Origin of the sequence: Plesiomonas sp. PI-19 (genome assembly GCF_021368255.1) — a bacterium.
In the GTDB taxonomy this organism is placed as follows: Bacteria; Pseudomonadota; Gammaproteobacteria; order Enterobacterales; family CAMTGL01; genus Plesiomonas; species Plesiomonas shigelloides.
This window is the reverse complement of the sequence record NZ_JAJNMQ010000001.1, coordinates 680,832-697,332: the sequence shown is the minus strand read 5'-3', so window position 1 is coordinate 697,332 and position 16,501 is coordinate 680,832. Positions and strand designations below refer to the sequence as shown.

General features: G+C 50.0%; 16 protein-coding genes. 5 read left to right on the top strand and 11 right to left on the bottom strand.

The genetic code is table 11. The features are described 5' to 3' along the window. Window positions 1-105: 105 nt before the first annotated feature. Together potF and LQ901_RS03200 are read right to left on the bottom strand one after the other, a co-directional pair. Complete coding sequence (gene potF, locus LQ901_RS03205) at window positions 106-1,227, bottom strand: spermidine/putrescine ABC transporter substrate-binding protein PotF (RefSeq protein ID WP_064978041.1); 1,122 nt, start codon at window positions 1,225-1,227, stop codon at window positions 106-108. Window positions 1,228-1,571: 344 nt separating this feature from the next. Further along, on the bottom strand, window positions 1,572-2,045 hold the full coding sequence (locus LQ901_RS03200) for a YbjN domain-containing protein (RefSeq protein ID WP_039045557.1): 474 nt from the start codon (window positions 2,043-2,045) through the stop codon (window positions 1,572-1,574). 334 nt (window positions 2,046-2,379) lie between these two features. Here LQ901_RS03200 and LQ901_RS03195 point away from each other — a divergent pair, with 334 nt between their 5' ends. Next, window positions 2,380-2,574 (top strand): DUF4250 domain-containing protein, encoded by a 195-nt coding sequence (locus LQ901_RS03195; RefSeq protein ID WP_010864195.1) that lies wholly within the window; start codon window positions 2,380-2,382, stop codon window positions 2,572-2,574. Window positions 2,575-2,651: 77 nt separating this feature from the next. On the opposite strand, the gene rimK is transcribed toward LQ901_RS03195, so the two are convergent. From rimK to LQ901_RS03170, 5 genes are all read right to left on the bottom strand, one after another. After that, on the bottom strand, window positions 2,652-3,548 hold the full coding sequence (gene rimK, locus LQ901_RS03190) for a 30S ribosomal protein S6--L-glutamate ligase (protein ID WP_010864196.1): 897 nt from the start codon (window positions 3,546-3,548) through the stop codon (window positions 2,652-2,654). Then, a complete protein-coding gene (gene nfsA / locus LQ901_RS03185; protein ID WP_084976902.1) occupies window positions 3,549-4,271 on the bottom strand; it encodes an oxygen-insensitive NADPH nitroreductase in 723 nt (240 codons plus the stop codon). Next, window positions 4,255-4,557 (bottom strand): DUF1418 family protein, encoded by a 303-nt coding sequence (locus tag LQ901_RS03180; protein ID WP_010864198.1) that lies wholly within the window; start codon window positions 4,555-4,557, stop codon window positions 4,255-4,257. The genes nfsA and LQ901_RS03180 overlap by 17 nt, the downstream gene beginning before the upstream one ends. 17 nt (window positions 4,558-4,574) lie before the next feature. Next, window positions 4,575-4,970: a DUF1499 domain-containing protein gene (locus tag LQ901_RS03175; protein ID WP_010864199.1), complete on the bottom strand. Its 396-nt coding sequence runs from the start codon at window positions 4,968-4,970 to the stop codon at window positions 4,575-4,577. Window positions 4,971-5,518: 548 nt separating this feature from the next. After that, complete coding sequence (locus LQ901_RS03170; RefSeq protein WP_039045554.1) at window positions 5,519-5,704, bottom strand: hypothetical protein; 186 nt, start codon at window positions 5,702-5,704, stop codon at window positions 5,519-5,521. A gap of 420 nt (window positions 5,705-6,124) precedes the next feature. Here LQ901_RS03170 and LQ901_RS03165 point away from each other — a divergent pair, with 420 nt between their 5' ends. Beyond that, window positions 6,125-6,391: a GrxA family glutaredoxin gene (locus LQ901_RS03165; protein WP_010864201.1), complete on the top strand. Its 267-nt coding sequence runs from the start codon at window positions 6,125-6,127 to the stop codon at window positions 6,389-6,391. A 307-nt stretch (window positions 6,392-6,698) separates the two neighbouring features. Here LQ901_RS03165 and ybjM read toward each other — a convergent pair whose 3' ends face one another. Continuing rightward, entirely contained in the window at window positions 6,699-7,148 is a 450-nt protein-coding gene (gene ybjM, locus LQ901_RS03160; protein WP_010864202.1) for an inner membrane protein YbjM, read from the bottom strand. 297 nt (window positions 7,149-7,445) lie between these two features. Between ybjM and LQ901_RS03155 the strand changes: the two genes are divergently transcribed. Then, window positions 7,446-9,131 carry an aspartate:alanine antiporter gene (locus LQ901_RS03155; protein ID WP_010864203.1) on the top strand — a complete coding sequence of 562 codons (1,686 nt, stop codon included), beginning with the start codon at window positions 7,446-7,448 and terminating at the stop codon, window positions 9,129-9,131. A 120-nt stretch (window positions 9,132-9,251) separates the two neighbouring features. On the opposite strand, the gene LQ901_RS03150 is transcribed toward LQ901_RS03155, so the two are convergent. The 3 genes from LQ901_RS03150 to LQ901_RS03140 all read right to left on the bottom strand — a co-directional run bounded on the left by LQ901_RS03150 (window position 9,252) and on the right by LQ901_RS03140 (window position 13,463). Beyond that, window positions 9,252-11,516 (bottom strand): acyl-CoA dehydrogenase, encoded by a 2,265-nt coding sequence (locus LQ901_RS03150; RefSeq protein ID WP_233671965.1) that lies wholly within the window; start codon window positions 11,514-11,516, stop codon window positions 9,252-9,254. 35 nt (window positions 11,517-11,551) lie between these two features. After that, window positions 11,552-12,235 (bottom strand): TetR/AcrR family transcriptional regulator, encoded by a 684-nt coding sequence (locus LQ901_RS03145; RefSeq protein WP_170919677.1) that lies wholly within the window; start codon window positions 12,233-12,235, stop codon window positions 11,552-11,554. A gap of 733 nt (window positions 12,236-12,968) precedes the next feature. Then, window positions 12,969-13,463, bottom strand: coding sequence for a histidine phosphatase family protein (locus LQ901_RS03140; RefSeq protein ID WP_052181539.1), 495 nt, complete (start codon window positions 13,461-13,463; stop codon window positions 12,969-12,971). A 320-nt stretch (window positions 13,464-13,783) separates the two neighbouring features. Between LQ901_RS03140 and LQ901_RS03135 the strand changes: the two genes are divergently transcribed. Continuing rightward, a complete protein-coding gene (locus tag LQ901_RS03135; protein WP_233671964.1) occupies window positions 13,784-15,025 on the top strand; it encodes a GGDEF domain-containing protein in 1,242 nt (413 codons plus the stop codon). Window positions 15,026-15,145: 120 nt separating this feature from the next. Further along, window positions 15,146-16,459 carry a 30S ribosomal protein S12 methylthiotransferase RimO gene (gene rimO, locus LQ901_RS03130; RefSeq protein WP_084976898.1) on the top strand — a complete coding sequence of 438 codons (1,314 nt, stop codon included), beginning with the start codon at window positions 15,146-15,148 and terminating at the stop codon, window positions 16,457-16,459. Window positions 16,460-16,501 lie beyond the last annotated feature (42 nt).

The following is a 16,501-nucleotide window of genomic DNA, read 5'->3' as shown; positions in this document are numbered from 1 at the left end:
ACGCATGTTCAATTGCCATTTCCGCCAGCGCCGCTGTAGCGAAACTGGGCCAGCAAGCCCAGTCGATACGCCAACTGTAGCGCGGCTAAACGTTTGGAATCCGGGTTATTGGCCGCTTTTAACCCGTGTCCAGGAGCGGGTGATCACCCGGTCCACTTTAGGATCTTTAACCGTCAGGGTGAACATTTTGGCCCGCGTTTCAGCGGTCGGGTAAATGCCCTGATCGTTTCGGATCTCTGGTTTTACCAATTCGGTCGCTTTCGCATTCCCGTTGGCGTAGTACACCGCATCACTGACTCCGGCAATCACTTCCGGTTGCAGCAAATAATCCATAAAGGCATAGGCGGTATCGGTGTTTTTCGCATCCGCGGGAATCGCCAGCATATCGAAGAAGGCTAATGCTCCTTCTTTCGGAATGCTGTAGCCAACATTCACGCCGTTGTTGGCCTCTTTCGCGCGGTTGGCCGCCTGCTTCACATCCCCGGCCCAACCAATGGCGACGCAGACATCACCGTTAGCCAAATCATTGATATATTGGGATGAGTGGAAGTAAGTCACGCTCGGGCGCAGTTGCAATAACAGATCATTGGCGGCACCGGAGTAATCTTTTGGATCGGTGCTGTTAGGATCTTTACCCAGATAATTGAGCACGGTGGCGTACACTTCGCTCGGCGCATCTAAGAAAGCCACTCCGCAGCTTTTCAGCTTAGCCAGATTCTCCGGCTTCAACACCAGATCCCAGCTATCGACCGGCGCATTTTCCCCGAGCACCGCTTTGACTTTATCGACGTTATAGCCAATTCCGGTGGTCGCCCACAGATACGGGATCCCGTATTGGTTATCCGGATCGTGTTTGCTCAGCATTTTGAGCAACTCCGGATCCAAATTGGCGTAATGGGTCAGCTTGCTTTTATCCAGCGGTTTAAACACGCCGGCTTTAATCTGGCGCTCCAGAAAACTGGCCGACGGCACCACGATATCAAAACCGGTATTACCGGCCATCAGTTTGCCTTCCAACACTTCGTTGGAATCAAACACGTCGTACACGACTTTCACGCCACTGGCTTTTTGGAAATTCGCCAGCGTATCAGGGGCAATATAGTCAGACCAGTTGTAGACATGCAGCGTTTTCTCTTCCGCCTGCGCAGAAGACAAAACCAGCATGGAGGCCAGGATCGCTCCGACCCATTTAGCCCCGGTGAACTGACGCGCAAACACTGCATTCATTACCAAAACCTCCATGTTAGCCAACAGATTAATAACGCTAAGTAGCATAACGTTGTCTGGATGTTAAGACCATAAGGTGAGGGCAAAACGACAGCATGCAAGACAAATAGCCATTATTGCTCTATCACCTGTGGCGTAAGAGTTAAAAAACAGTGAAATGCAAGGTGGGAAAGGCGGTTTTATAGTAAGTTGTCAGGTATTTACACCGGAGGGTAAAAAACGGATTGCCGCAAAGGATTTGGCATCCCCATTAGCACAAAGAAAGGAATGTGAAGGAAAACGTAGCGCAGCCGACTCATTGAAACGGCGCGGGTCAAGATAATCCTCCACCCGCGCATCTGGCCTTAATGCAGGACTTTATCCTGCTCAGAAAACTCATCTTCCTCTGGGAAAAACAGGAAGCCTTTCAGTTTGACGTTCTCGACAAACAGCTCGATTTGCTGCTGGGTTTGCAGCACAAAACGCTGGAACTGCGCCAGGGTTAAACCGGCACCAGCGGTCAGTGAGTGAGTGACAATGAGTTTTGGTAGATTGTCATCTTGCACATCCACAAAACCATTTACCAGCGAGAACTGAGCATTAATGTCACTGAGCCCCGCCACCAGTGGCAACAAGCCGGTTGGACGCACTTCGGTGGCCGCCGAAAAGACAATAATGTCTTCATCCAGCAAATCAATTTTGGCATCAAAAATCCCGTTGATGTTCTGCATATGCGGCAGGTGCAGAGCCTGACAAGATTCACACTCGAAAAACTCGATCCCTAACTGCAGCAGCCAGGTTTTCAATACGGTCAAATCGGGAACAGGTAAGTTATTCATGCCACACTACACAACAAGTACACGTGAAATTATCGGTGTAGCTTACGAAATGGGCAGTGATTTATCTATGCTCTCACGCAATAATTCGTGTCCTGACGTGAATTGTGGCCAGCCGCCAGCCAATAACGGGCCAATCGCCACGTTTTCCTCGGTCATTTTCTGATGCCGCTTTCTCAAGTCATTCGCCGGTTTAACTGAGCCTTTGCTTATCTGTACTCGAAATTTTCTGATTAACATCTATGCTTGTGTGATGCATCCTGAAAAGGCATCACGATGTGATACGTTGATAATGAAGAAGTACCGGCAGTGCTTATTCGCGGTACGAGGAGGTATGATGGATCTCACCCGCTTTGCGCAAATGGACAGCACCATGTTGATGAGTATCGTTAATATGAAGCTGCGTAATGAGTTCGACAATCTGTACGAGCTGGCTCAGGCCTACGACATTGATGCAGCCGCGCTGTGTGAAAAGCTCGAACACAGCGGTTTTCATTACCATCCGGAGTTTAATCAGTTCCGTTCGGTATAATATTAGCGCAAGACTCCCTGTCGCTGACGCTCTGCGCGGTCACTGATGCTGACCGCGCCACTTAACCGGTCTCATCGCTACCGGTCCTGCCGATGACGCGTCACCTGCTCGGCCAGATAATCCAGTATTTGCCCCGCGACATCTTGCCCCGTAGCGCGTTCAATACCTTCAATCCCCGGCGATGCATTCACTTCCATCACCAGTGGGCCGCGCTTCGAGCGCAAAATATCGACCCCAGCCACATTCAAGCCGATGATCTGTGCGGCGCGCACCGCCATATCGCGCTCCGCGGCACTGATTTCCACCGGTGTAGCACTGCCACCACGATGTAAATTGGAGCGAAACTCACCCGCCTTGGCTTGCCGTTTCATGGCCGCGACCACCCGATCGCCAATCACAAAACAGCGAATATCCGAGCCTTGCGCTTCGGCAATATACTCTTGCACCAGAATATTGGCATTCAACCCCCGAAAGGCATCGATGACACTTTCCGCCGCCTGACGGGTTTCCGCCAGCACCACGCCAATGCCTTGCGTGCCTTCCACCAGTTTCACCACCAATGGCGCACCGCCAACCATTTTGATCAGATCGTCCGTATCCCCTGGCGAGCTGGCAAACCCAGTGATCGGCAGGCCAATACCTTTGCGCGCCAAGCGCTGCAGTGAGCGTAATTTGTCACGCGCACGGCTGATAGAGGTGGAGTCATTCAGCACGTAGCTGCCCAGCATTTCAAACTGGCGCAGCACGCTGGTGCCATAGAAAGTAATCGAGGCACCAATACGCGGGATCACCGCATCGTATACCGGCAAAGGTTGCCCTTGGCAGTGCACTGAAGGCTCATCGGCATTGAGATTGATGTAACAGTGCAACGGGTCAATCACCTCAATGTGAAAACCACGCGCTTCAGCGGCTGCAACCAGCCGCTGGCACGAGTACAAAGAGGCATCCCGTGAAAGGATCGCGATGGAGAGCATTTAGCGGGTAATCCATCCCTGACGATGTAAATAATCCAGCATGAAAGGACGCGACTCTTTACTTAAGGTCGAACAGATATGCTGGCTCCAATTTTGCTGCTTGAGGTTACTGCCACGAGATTGGTAATAATGCTCCATCTCCGCATCGTACTGCGCCAATTTCGCGCTATCCAGCGGCTGATACTGGTTTTCATGCAGCATAATCGACGCCGGTAAGCGCGGCTTTTGCTGCGGATCTTGCGCTGGATACCCCAAACACAAACCAAACAGTGGCAATACATGCTGCGGCAAGTGCAACAGATCGGTGACCGCCTGAATATGATTACGCAAACCGCCGATAAATACGCCGCCCATGCCCAGTGACTCTGCCGCCAGTAAGGCATTTTGCCCCATCAGCGCCGCATCAATGCTGCCGGTTAACAGCTGCTCGGCAAATCCCAACTGCGCTTGCGGGTAAATCTGCTGATTACGGTTAAAGTCGGCACAAAAGACCAGAAACTCGGCCGCCTGTGCCACATAGGCCTGCTCGCCAGATAATTTCACTAGCTGCTGACGCAAGGCGGGATCGGTGATCCGAATAATACTGACCAGCTGCAAAAAGCTGGACGATGATGCCGCACGCGCCGAATCGATAATGGCGTGAAGTTGCTCTGGGCTGATCGGCCGATCCGTAAATTGACGGATCGAACGGTGTGAACAGATCAGATCAATGGTCGGTGTCATCATCATGCTCCTTTTTCTTACGCTCATGCCCAGCACTGTGGTTAAACGTCGGTTTAATCCAGCTGTCTAGCTGACCAAACCAGCCGGACACCAAAAACAACCCAGCCGGTAACATCAAAATCAGTCCGACAATGATCATCGTCGCGGCACTGCCCGTGCCACTGAGCCATGCCGGTAACAGAGAACTTTGTTTGATATCGAGGTAGCCAAGAATAATCAGTAAAAAACCGACCACCTCGCTTATCACAATCGGCCAAGGGAGGACAAATTTAGGTCTTTGAGTCATGTAAAGCTCATCAGTTATTACGGTGCAGGTGCATCATGTTGTGCTAATTGCGCCGTTAACGCAGCGCGCAATTTCTCAATGCGCCGACGGTTACTGCCAAAATCGTAAGGCAACACTTTAGACACAGAACAGATGCAGATACAAGCATGGTGCGTATCCAATAAAAACTCGACTTCGTCTGGTAAGCGCAACAGCCGCGAATGGCTCAACACTTTCAGGTAACCTGGCACATCTTTAATCACGTCAGTACGCGGCCAGTTCACCACTAACTGACGCAGCGCCCGCCACACCACATCGGGCGGCACGGAAAAAGACAATGGGCTGATATAACTGCGTTTATGCTGATCGCTACTGGATACGCCTGCATGCACATTGCTGCATCCGGGCAGACTGGAAGGAATAGTCCGGCTCATCTTCACACTCTCCTTGGCTAACTAGGTGCTCTACTACCTAAGTGCTCTGATAGGCGTACACAGGACTCGCTCACCAGAACAGGTCACTTCATCCCACAACGGGGTTGGTTGGATTCCCTTTCACACGTTGATCCCCTTGCTACTTGAAGCTGCAACGGTGTTGGCTACGTTTGCTCCCCCAATCATATCGTTTGCACAGCGTTTGCCTATGCACATGGGGATTCACTCACATGCCATCTACCTGTAACGCCAAGTCATTTGGGTATAGTCAGGGTATTCAGCTTACTGATAATGCAGGGCAAAAATTCAGAAAGGAAGCTGCGGGCAAAGCAGAATGAAAAGTTGTGGCGGCGCTCTCATCGAGCAGTAAAAGAGGACGGCGAAGCGAAATCATCGAAGAGAAATAAAAGCAATGAATGCAGTGGCGCAGACACGTAACTCGCGCGTATCACTGCATTCATTGAATCTCACGTGGCGTAACGGCAAGCTACGCGGTGACTCAAAGCAACGTAGTTGCAGCTAGCACACCACGTTCGCCTCACTAACGCTTAACGATCGCTGCTGGCGCGCACGACAGGCTCGCCACGGCGCAAGGTCACATGAGACGCCGAGTCCGGCTGCAGCTGAAACTCACTGACCGGTTCACGATTTTGGTTATGGAGGTGCATACTAAATGAAGCAAACGCTGCCACTGGAAGCGCAATCAGCATAAGGGCAATAAAAGAGTCCTTCATTAAGCATTCCTTTTGAGCAAAATTACTAAAACTTACATCGTGCCAAAATTTAACGCAGTCACCGAAAATAACAAGGGACAGCGCACAATATGGCAAATTTCGACTGGACATAAAGACATACACTGCTGTCCATACATGCCAAAACTCAATTTAATAGATAAAACCTATCAAATTAACAGGCGATACCAATTTTATTCAAAATCAATCCGCTGGCATAGTGTCAAACCATATCCAGTCGTTCAAAATCACCGCCTGTCATGATGTACAATGATCACGATGTACAATGACTCTGCGGGCAAGAGACGAATGGCGGCATTGAAGTTTATGCGACAGGGATCTATTTCTGTTAGAGTAACCGGAAGTATTCCATTTAAAATGCTAATTTCGCGTAAACGCCTTGTAACTCAAAGGAGATTCTGAATGTTTGCAGTGATTTTTGGTCGTCCTGGTTGCCCTTATTGTGTCCGAGCCAAAGAGTTGGCCGAAAAGCTCAGTGCTGAGCGCGATGATTTCCGTTTCCGTTATATCGATATCCACGCGGAAGGCATTTCAAAAGCAGATCTGGAAAAGACGGTAGGTAAGCCAGTAGAAACCGTACCACAGATTTTTATCGATCAGAAACACATCGGTGGCTGCACGGATTTTGAAGCCTATGCCAAAGAGCATTTGAGCCTGTACAACGCGTAATTCGCCTCTTCGTATCGTCATAATCGAGTAGATTATTCGTACGCTGCCTCATTGCCGTGAGAACATAAAAAAATGCCCGTAATGGGCATTTTTTGTTTTTGTATCTTGCGTCTATCTTCGCGCCAGACTTATTTATAACGCGCATTAATGTGACACTTTCATGCAGAAAATATTTTCACACGCACTCTTTCCACGCGTATTTACATGCGTACAATTTTCACAGGTAGTTGACAGCTAATTTCCTGATAGGCTATCGATCTCTATTTATGGTTAAATCACGATCAATTTAGCATCAAAATAAATACAATTATTTTACTTTAGTGTGGCTAATATTGGACTGACTGTATTTTTTTTGTGGCGTCTGACTCAACGCGCGACGAGCATGCGATTTGTAGTGCAGTAAAATGCGGCTGCCAAAGACATACAGCAATGTACCCAAACCGCACCAGAATGCGGCCCCGATAAAATACACCACAGTGTCGAGAAAACTCTCGTAACGGGAAAACGCGGCAAGCCGGATCAGCATACACAGCGGTGCCACCACCAGCGCGCCCATCAAGCCATGTAAGAGGCCATGACGACGCGCAAAATGCGCCGATACAATGCCTGGCAGCATAAATAACAACAGCCCCGGATGGCTATGGGGATCGGCAGAATAAGCCGGTTCAGAATATGGATAGTGCATGCCCTGAAAGAAGAAAATCACACAAAATAAAAATCCACCCAGCATGACCACATTCCAGTTCCACTTCAGCATCAGTCGACTCCTTTCGACGAGGGATGGCAGAAAAAAACCATCACGGAATACAGGAATAGAATAAGCAAACCACTAAATGCTGACCAAGTTCAAGACTTATAGCCAAATAGACAAGAAATCTAAAAAAGTTAGATGTAAAATAAAACTCAGATACGGAATTGATAATTATCCTGAGAGTTAACGCATCATTTCATTTAAGTTATCAAAACATTCCGTTCACAATAAGCTGTGTCCTGCCATGCGCTGCATGATTTAACAGGCATTATACATTTACTCTTCAGCCACAGAATTACCATCGTGAATATCGACGTATCAGCATTGCTCAATGGAAATGACATACTGCTTTTGTTTGTCGTACTGGCCCTCGGCCTGTGTCTTGGGAAATTACGCTTCGGCTCTATCCAATTGGGTAATTCAATCGGGGTTCTGGTCGTTTCGCTGCTGCTCGGCCAAATGCACTTCTCGCTTAATGCCGAAGCGCTGAGCCTTGGATTTATGCTGTTCATCTTCTGTGTCGGTATCGAAGCCGGCCCAAACTTTTTTGCCATATTTTTCCGCGATGGTAAGAACTACCTGCTGCTGGCACTGGTTGTGGTGGTCACTGCGCTGATCATTGCCTTTGCCCTTGGCCGCTGGTTAGGCTGGGATATCGGTCTGACCGCCGGTTTGCTCGCCGGCTCCATGACCTCGACCCCGGTGTTGGTGGGGGCCAGAGAATCGCTCCTCAGTGGCTCGCACAATATCGCCGATCCGGCGCTGGTGCGCACCGCGCTGAGTAACCTCAGCCTCGGTTATGCCCTGACCTATTTGGTCGGTCTGGTCAGCCTTATCTTGGCGGCGCGCTATCTGCCAAAATTGCAACGTCAGGATCTGGTGACCAGTGCGCAAGAAATTGCCCGCGAACGTGGCCTTGACCCAGACAGTCAGCGCAAGGTGTATCTGCCGATTATCCGCGCCTATCGCGTGGGACCGGAGCTGGTCGAATGGAGCGGCGGTAAGAACCTGCGTGAACTGGGGATTTATCGACAGACCGGCTGCTATATCGAGCGTATCCGTCGTAATGGCATTTTAGCCAGCCCCGATGGGGATGCGGTGCTGCAAGTTGGCGATGAGATTGCGCTGGTAGGTTACCCCGATAGCCATGCGCGCCTTGACCCGAGCTTTCGCGAAGGTAAAGAGGTGTTCGACCGTGACCTGCTCGACTTACGTGTCGTCACCGAAGAGATTGTGGTGAAAAACGACAGCGTAGTCGGCAAGCGTCTGGCGCATCTGCGTCTGACCGATCAGGGCTGCTTCTTGAACCGCATTGTCCGCTCGCAAATCGAGATGCCAATTGACGACACCATCGTCCTAAACAAAGGTGATGTGCTGCATGTCAGCGGCGATGCCCGCCGTGTTCGCGGCTTGGCCGATCGGGTTGGCTTTATCTCCATCCACAGTCAAGTGGCGGACTTACTGGCGTTTTGTAGCTTCTTCATCATCGGTTTGATGGTGGGACAAGTAACGTTCCAGTTCAGCCAGTTTACCTTTAGCTTTGGTAATGCTGCCGGTTTGCTGTTCTCCGGCATTATGCTGGGCTTCTTGCGAGCGAACCACCCTACCTTCGGTTATGTACCGCAAGGGGCACTGACCATGACCAAAGAGTTTGGCTTGATGGTGTTTATGGTGGGGGTTGGCCTGAGCGCCGGTAGTGGCATGAACAATGAAGTCGACAGCATCGGATTACAGATGATTTTTGGTGGCTTACTGGTCAGTTTAGGGCCGGTCATTATCGCCTATCTGTTCGGTGCTTATGTGCTGAAAATGAACCGTGCAATGCTGTTCGGCGCCATTATGGGGGCCCGTACCTTGGCGCCAGCGATGGAAGTGATCAATACCCTGTCACGCAGTAATATTCCAGCGCTCGGCTATGCCGGTACTTATGCGATTGCTAACGTACTGTTGACGCTGGCTGGCTCCTTGATCGTGGTGTTCTGGCACTGATTTCTACCTTCAATAGTCAGTGATTAAATGCACAAAAAAATCCCGGGACTCCCCGGGATTTTTATTACTGCCAACGACAGCGATACCTTTCAACTTGCACCGCCGGCTTATAGGCTCTTCTTAGGCAGCACGGTCTTCCGCACAAGCTGGATTTGGATGCGGACCATTCACATGGTCGACCTGCACCGCACGGCTACGTAATGCGTCGGCGGCCAACATCTGCTCAGCTTCCGCTTCACTGATAATCGCACTGGCTTTGGCATGTTCCACCAGTTCATTGAGCGCAACTTTACGTGGCAATTTACCGCTACGCTGTGCTTCTGCCAGCTTCAGTTCGATATCACGCGCGCTATACATCGCTAAGAACGCCGACTCCATGATATTAATAGCTTCATCCGGCGCTTGGCCGACAAAGCACAGGTTAGTCAGGCGATCACGCTGCGCCCCTGGCACCATAATCAGTTTAGCTATTTTCAGCGCCGTTTCATCCTGTACCGGCTTGTAACTTACGCCGTACGGGAACACCGCCACCCGAAGCATGGTCGCGACGGCGCGATTGCTGAAGTTTTGGAAGAAGCTATCAAAGGCTTTGCCACACTGATACAAGCAGTATTGCAAACCATACTCAGCCAACGGCAGGTCTTCCTTCAAACGCCCTTCTTGCTCGTAGCGTTTCAGTACTGCAGACGCCAGATACAGATGACTAAGGACATCCCCCAAGCGCGCCGACAGCATCTCTTTACGCTTCAGATCACCGCCCAACACCAACATGGCCATATCTGCGGTCAATGCCAGCGCTCGGCTCATGCGTCCCAGCTGTTTGTAATAGCGGCTCAGTGGACTGCCCGATGGCGCTGAATTTAATTTACCCGCCGTAATACCCTGCCAGAAGGTGCTGAAGAAGTTAGTCACGCCAAAACCGATGTGCTTGAACAGCAACTCATCAAAGGCCTGCAAACCGGCTTTTTCATCGGGGTTGGCTGCCGCTTCCATCTCACCCAATACAAACGGATGACAGCGGGTCGCGCCTTGACCGAAGATCATCAGGTTACGGGTCAGGATGTTGGCCCCTTCCACGGTAATGGCTACCGGAATACCAAAGTAATGGTGTCCCAGATAGTTCATTGGGCCTAACTGGATAGCGCGACCCGCATGGATATCCATGGAGTCATTCAGCAGCTGACGGCCAATTTCGGTCATGTGATACTTGGCTATTGCCGTCACAATCCCTGGGGTTTCACCGGTATCCAACGCTGTCGTGGTAAAGGTGCGCGCCGCTTCCAGCAAATAGGTCAGACCGCCAATGCGCCCCATCGCCTCAGCCACCCCTTCAAAGCGACCAATCGACAGACCAAACTGCTTACGCACATATGAATACGCACCAGTGGTACGGGTAGTTAGATGGCCAATCGCAGTGCCCAGCGCCGGTAACGAAATACCGCGCCCCGCCGAAAGGCATTCCACCAGCATGCGCCAGCCTTTACCGGCATAAGATGGGCCGCCGATAATCCAATCCAGCGGGATAAACACATCTTTACCCCATGTAGGCCCGTTCATGAAGGCCAGATCCATTGGAATATGACGCGCGCCAACCTCGACACCTGGGTGATTGGTTGGGATCAGGGCACAAGTAATCCCGATGTCCTCTTTATCCCCCAACAGGTGCTCTGGGTCGTACATTTTGAACGCTAAGCCCAGTACCGTCGCCACCGGTGCCAACGTGATATACCGCTTGTTCCAGTTCAAGCGAATGCCCAGCACGTCTTTACCGTCATACGTGCCACGGCAAACAATGCCTTTATCCGGAATACTGCCCGCATCCGAGCCCGCTTCAGGGCCGGTCAGTGCAAAGCACGGGATCTCACGGCCATCAGCCAGCCCCGGTAACCAGCGCTGCTTTTGCTCCTCTGTGCCGTAATGCGACAGCAGTTCGCCAGGGCCTAATGAGTTTGGTACCATGACGGTCACCGCCGCAGTGGTACTCTTGCTGGCGATTTTGGTCACAATGGTGGAGTTAGCCAAAGAGCTAAACTGACGGCCACCAAACTCTTTGGCGATGATCAGCGAGAAGAAACGCTCTTTTTTCAGGTATTCCCACACTTCTGGCGGCAGATCGTTTAACTCATGCACGATCTGATAGTCATCCAGCATGTTGAGCAGGGTTTCCACCTGATTATCCAGGAACGATTGCTCTTCGGCTGTCAGCTTGGGTTTTGGCAGCGCATGCAGTTTGTTCCAATCAGGCTGACCGCGAAACAGGTCCCCTTCCCACCAGACAGTACCCGCCTCCATGGCTTCACGCTCTGTCGCAGACAACGGCGGCAGAATGCGCTTGAATACCTTAAAAGCCGGGCCTGAGATATAACGTTGGCGCAGACTGGTCATTATGTTCATCCTTCATAATAGGGTTGGTAACTTCATCATCCGCCGTTGGCGGCTGCGCTGACGGGTTGTAGTAATAATTCAGCGCTATGAATTGGAGCGGCAACGCCGCCAGCCAGATACGGAATGATCCGGTCAATCAGATCACTGATCTGGATATGCTGACCAAAATCGGCCAACGCTATCTCACGCAGAGCCACATTGGAGGCCATGGCAAACACTGCCGTCCCCAGCGTGAAGTGCAAACGCCAAAATAATTCGGCGGTATTCAGTGTTGGATTCGCCCGCTGTACCGCTCGGGTGAATAACGCCAACACATCGCCATAGCGGGTGGTGATAAACCAACGCAAGTGCCCCTGCACATCGGTATATCCTCGCCCTAACAGCTGCATAAATAAGGTGGTGCCCTCTGGCCGTAAGGCGGTCAATTGCAACAGCGGCGCTTTAAAAGCCTGAAAGACCTGCTGCAAACTTGGGGTTTGATCGCTACGTAAGACCGCATCTAACTCCAGCTCCAAGGCCGGCATAAACACTTCCAGATACCGTGCCAGCACCGCACGAATCAGCTCTTTTTTCGAGCCAAAGTGATAATTGACGGACGCCAGATTCACTTCAGCCTCTGCGGTAATAGTCCGCAGTGAGGTGTCATTAAAGCCCTGCTCGGCAAACAACCGCTCAGCGGCATCAAGAATTCGGGCTTTGGTATCGGGCCTGACGGTCATAGTCATACACTCATATTAAACAGATGTTTAAAATCTACATCCCATTAACATTGCAGTCAATGATTTTAAACAGATGTTTTATTTTTGTGTAAACAGCGTACCAATGCCGACAGCAGCAGAAATTTAGTTATTTAAAATCAAATGGTTATTTAGAGTGAAATACCGTTCGATGAGACACACCGCTCGCGTGCAAACACCAAACCCGCCCATTCACGCACAAGCCAACAAAGGAATCAGGGCAAGAGCAAGAGGGAAGGAAGGAAGGAAGGAAGGAAGGAAGGAAGGAAGGAAGGAAGGAAGGAAGGAAGGAAGGAAGGAAGGAAGGAAGGAAGACGCAACATTGTAATGACACCGCACGACAAGCTCGCTACCACCACACCGGAACCGCCGGCCCCAAACCCGCACTAAAGAAACTGAAGAAAAAGACGAAAAAAATGAGATTTTTTGATGCTGACGTGAAACTTCCGATGCAAAGCAGAGTCTGAGTATATGCCACTGCTTTTTCTTTGATGTCCCCTGAGTTTAGAGGATAACCCGGTAACGTAATCTTTGGTTCCCAGTTACCGGGCGTTTTTCTTCCTACTGTTCATCCGTTAACTTTTCCCTCGCTTTTCATCCCTATCAGTTTGATTCTGTTTGTATTGCTTTTGGCTGCACTATTTTAGGTACATGTAATGTTTAGGTACACGTAATGCCAGTCGAGTCGCTGTACCGAATATGCACGGCCATCGCGTTAGCCAATCTCACCCTCTTCGGCATAAATCACATCCGTTAAGACACCCGCACCATTGCCGGCTTGATGCCAGTTAGGCAGCGTGATCCGAATTTGCATCGCGGTGGTGAACTTAATTAGCTCATTATCGGTCAGATGCAAGACCAGATCGGCTAAACCGGGGTTATGGCCTACCAACACCAACTGTTGCACCGAGTCAGGCGTGGCCGTGATCAGCTTTAACAGTTGCGGCAATGTGGCTTCATATAACTCAGGCGCGAGCCGTAATCTGGCTTGCAAAGCCGGTTTGCCTTCTAGCATCAAAGACGCGGTTTGCATCGTCCGTACACTGGGGGAGCAAAGTAACAACGCATCCTCATGAATAAAGGCTTGGCGCTGCGCCATCAATGTGGCTTGGCGTAATCCACGTTTAGCCAGTGGCCGTTGATAATCGGATGCCATATGATGCCGCCATGAAGATTTGGCATGGCGGACGAGTACTAATTCACACGTCATAGCGCCTCATTTATTTAAATTAATGCTATCGTAATCACGAATTATGGTATTTCATGCCACACAAAAGTGACAAAGTGGTTTAATCAATCAGGCAGCATCATGAGCACAGAAAGAGAAGAAAACGATATGCTCTGCAGTAGAATTCTGATCCTTATACCACTAGCCTCGGATTGATTATAACATAACCAAACAACAGCCATATTGATGAAAAACTAACCTTTTGTATTTATATCATGGTATATCGCATTGTTATTTTTTTTGTAACATTTTCAATCAGTGCTGTTTTGTTCCATTCGGAACAACAAGTACGTGATATCTACATGATGTCACGTCTGCATAATGAAATTAATTTATCTTTCCTGAAAATGTACTCGACATTACGCCGAGTAAAAGTGGCTTTTTCAAATTCAGCGGCAATCAGCAATCCTAATTTGCCCATCATCACCGCTGAAGATGGCGTGACCTTAGTGGTCAACCCGCAGCACCATGCGGTTCCCCAGCTTTACGAATCGCTCAATAAAATCAAAAATTTGCTGGATCTTGAAAGTGATAATCACACACATTTATTATCATTAGTGCAGAAAAACGGCCAATATGGGTATTTCACTCCGTATCGTCCTCATTACCAAGCTATCCTGAATTCTTTGGCAAAAGATCCCGAAAGCCTCGGGATTTTAAAAAAATATCATCTAGCCGAAGAGTTTGATGAGAGCCTTTTATTTTGTGATATCCGCACATCCGAAGTTTATAAAGAGGAATATTCACATCAGCAAATGCTCAGTATTTTTATGCCGATCTTTGATAAGAAAAAAGTTTCCGCACTGGCAATTGTTGATTTAAATAGTGATTACATTGCATATAAGATTCGCAAATTTAATAAAGAGAATAATACTTATTTCCAATTGAGTGATAGCAAAGGGATGGCGTTAAATATTCCTTGCATCACCACGCAGGAATACATTTATACCCCGCGCTTTACGCCGGATAGCTGGCATCATCTGCTGTTCAGTTTAGCGATTGCAACGCTCGCGACGTTGTTGTTTAACTCCTACTTTAAACTTAAAGGGGTGGCATTTCGGGATAAACTGACGGGGCTACATAATCGAAGTTATTTCCAACGCAAACAGCACAGCTTACGGCATTGCTATAGCGTGATCCTGATGGATATTGATGATTTCAAAGCCATCAATGATCACTATGGTCACGATACCGGCGATAAAATTTTGCGTGGGATGGCGGAAATTATTCAACGCTGCGCCCGTAAAGATGACTTGCTGATCCGCTGGGGCGGAGAGGAATTCTTATTGGTGCTGTATACCGATAATGTGGTGGTGGCCCAAGAGCGAGCTGAGTTCATCCGGAAAACCATCGCCGAAACGCCGATTAACGGTTTGCGGATCAGCGTGTCTATCGGCGTCAGTGCTTGCACGGAGCAGAGTTTTGAGCTGACCTTTAAACAAGCTGACATTGCCCTGTATCAATCTAAAGCGCTAGGCAAAAATCAAGTCACCTTGTTTCGGGAAAACACAGAAAGCAGCCTCCCTCCCGATGTGAGCCATTGATGCGTCGGCTATCGGCAACGCGAACCGGAAACAGACTGAGTTAGCATTAGAAAAACGCGGCGATCCTGTGTAGAATCGCCGGCGTTTTTCCCTCTTTGAATGATTTGTGAGCGTAATAGCATGCAACAGCCACGTATTGGTTTTGTATCACTGGGTTGCCCGAAAAATCTGGTCGACTCTGAGCGTATTTTAACGGAGCTGCGCACCGAAGGTTATCATGTGGTGCCAAGCTATGATGATGCTGACATGGTGATCGTGAACACCTGTGGCTTTATCGACAGCGCCGTACAGGAATCGCTGGAAGCCATCGGCGAAGCGTTGCATGAAAACGGCAAGGTGATCGTGACCGGCTGTTTGGGTGCGAAAGAAGATCAAATCCGCGAAGTGCACCCAAAAGTGCTCGAGATCAGCGGCCCGCATAGCTATGAGCAAGTGCTGAGCCACGTGCATAAATATGTGCCGAAGCCAAAACATGATCCGTTTACCAGTCTGGTACCGGAAACTGGCGTTAAACTGACGCCACGTCATTACGCTTACCTGAAAATTTCTGAAGGCTGCAACCACCGTTGTACGTTCTGCATCATTCCATCCCTGCGTGGTGATCTGGAAAGCCGCCCGATTGGCTCGGTGTTAGATGAAGCCAAGCGTCTGGTGGAATCCGGTGTGAAAGAGCTGCTGGTGATTTCGCAAGATACCTCAGCCTACGGGGTCGATGTGAAGCACCGGACGGGTTTTTGGAATGGCCAGCCAGTGAAAACCAGCATGCTGTCACTGTGTGAGCAGTTGGCAAAACTGGGCGTGTGGGTGCGTCTGCACTATGTGTATCCGTATCCACATGTGGATGACGTGATCCCATTGATGGCCGAAGGCAAAATCCTGCCTTATCTGGATATTCCACTGCAGCACGCCAGCCCGAAAGTGCTGAAGCTGATGAAGCGTCCGGGCTCTGTGGAGCGCACGTTGGAGCGCATAAAGCGCTGGCGCGAGATTTGCCCAGAGCTGACCTTGCGTTCCACCTTCATCGTCGGCTTCCCGGGTGAAACCGAAGACGACTTCGAGATGCTGCTGGACTTCTTGCGCGAAGCCAAGATCGATCGCGCCGGCTGCTTCAAGTACAGCCCAGTCGATGGCGCAACCGCGAACGACCTGCCGGATCAAATTCCGGAAGAGGTGAAAGAAGACCGCTGGAACCGCTTCATGCAAGTCCAGCAGGAAGTGTCTGCGCTGCGTCTGCAAGAGAAGATTGGCCGCGAAATGCTGGTGATCATCGATGAAGTGGATGAAGAAGGCGCGGTCGCGCGCAGCATGGCCGATGCACCAGAAATCGATGGCGCGGTCTACCTGAACGGTGAAACGAACCTGAATGTGGGTGATATTGTCCGCGTGAAAGTAGAGCACGCCGACGAATACGATTTGTGGGCCAGTCTCGTTTAATCGCCGCTCTCATTTAAGCTCAATCGCTGTTTAGCCAAGCCT

Coding starts and splice junctions, on each gene's coding strand:
- potF (WP_064978041.1), bottom strand. CDS start 1,227: ATGAATGCAGTGTTTGCGCGTCAGTTCACCGGGGCTAAATGGGTCGGA.
- LQ901_RS03200 (WP_039045557.1), bottom strand. CDS start 2,045: ATGAATAACTTACCTGTTCCCGATTTGACCGTATTGAAAACCTGGCTG.
- LQ901_RS03195 (WP_010864195.1), top strand. CDS start 2,380: ATGGATCTCACCCGCTTTGCGCAAATGGACAGCACCATGTTGATGAGT.
- rimK (WP_010864196.1), bottom strand. CDS start 3,548: ATGCTCTCCATCGCGATCCTTTCACGGGATGCCTCTTTGTACTCGTGC.
- nfsA (WP_084976902.1), bottom strand. CDS start 4,271: ATGACACCGACCATTGATCTGATCTGTTCACACCGTTCGATCCGTCAA.
- LQ901_RS03180 (WP_010864198.1), bottom strand. CDS start 4,557: ATGACTCAAAGACCTAAATTTGTCCTCCCTTGGCCGATTGTGATAAGC.
- LQ901_RS03175 (WP_010864199.1), bottom strand. CDS start 4,970: ATGAGCCGGACTATTCCTTCCAGTCTGCCCGGATGCAGCAATGTGCAT.
- LQ901_RS03170 (WP_039045554.1), bottom strand. CDS start 5,704: ATGAAGGACTCTTTTATTGCCCTTATGCTGATTGCGCTTCCAGTGGCA.
- LQ901_RS03165 (WP_010864201.1), top strand. CDS start 6,125: ATGTTTGCAGTGATTTTTGGTCGTCCTGGTTGCCCTTATTGTGTCCGA.
- ybjM (WP_010864202.1), bottom strand. CDS start 7,148: ATGCTGAAGTGGAACTGGAATGTGGTCATGCTGGGTGGATTTTTATTT.
- LQ901_RS03150 (WP_233671965.1), bottom strand. CDS start 11,516: ATGACCAGTCTGCGCCAACGTTATATCTCAGGCCCGGCTTTTAAGGTA.
- LQ901_RS03145 (WP_170919677.1), bottom strand. CDS start 12,235: ATGACCGTCAGGCCCGATACCAAAGCCCGAATTCTTGATGCCGCTGAG.
- LQ901_RS03140 (WP_052181539.1), bottom strand. CDS start 13,463: ATGACGTGTGAATTAGTACTCGTCCGCCATGCCAAATCTTCATGGCGG.
- LQ901_RS03135 (WP_233671964.1), top strand. CDS start 13,784: ATGATGTCACGTCTGCATAATGAAATTAATTTATCTTTCCTGAAAATG.
- rimO (WP_084976898.1), top strand. CDS start 15,146: ATGCAACAGCCACGTATTGGTTTTGTATCACTGGGTTGCCCGAAAAAT.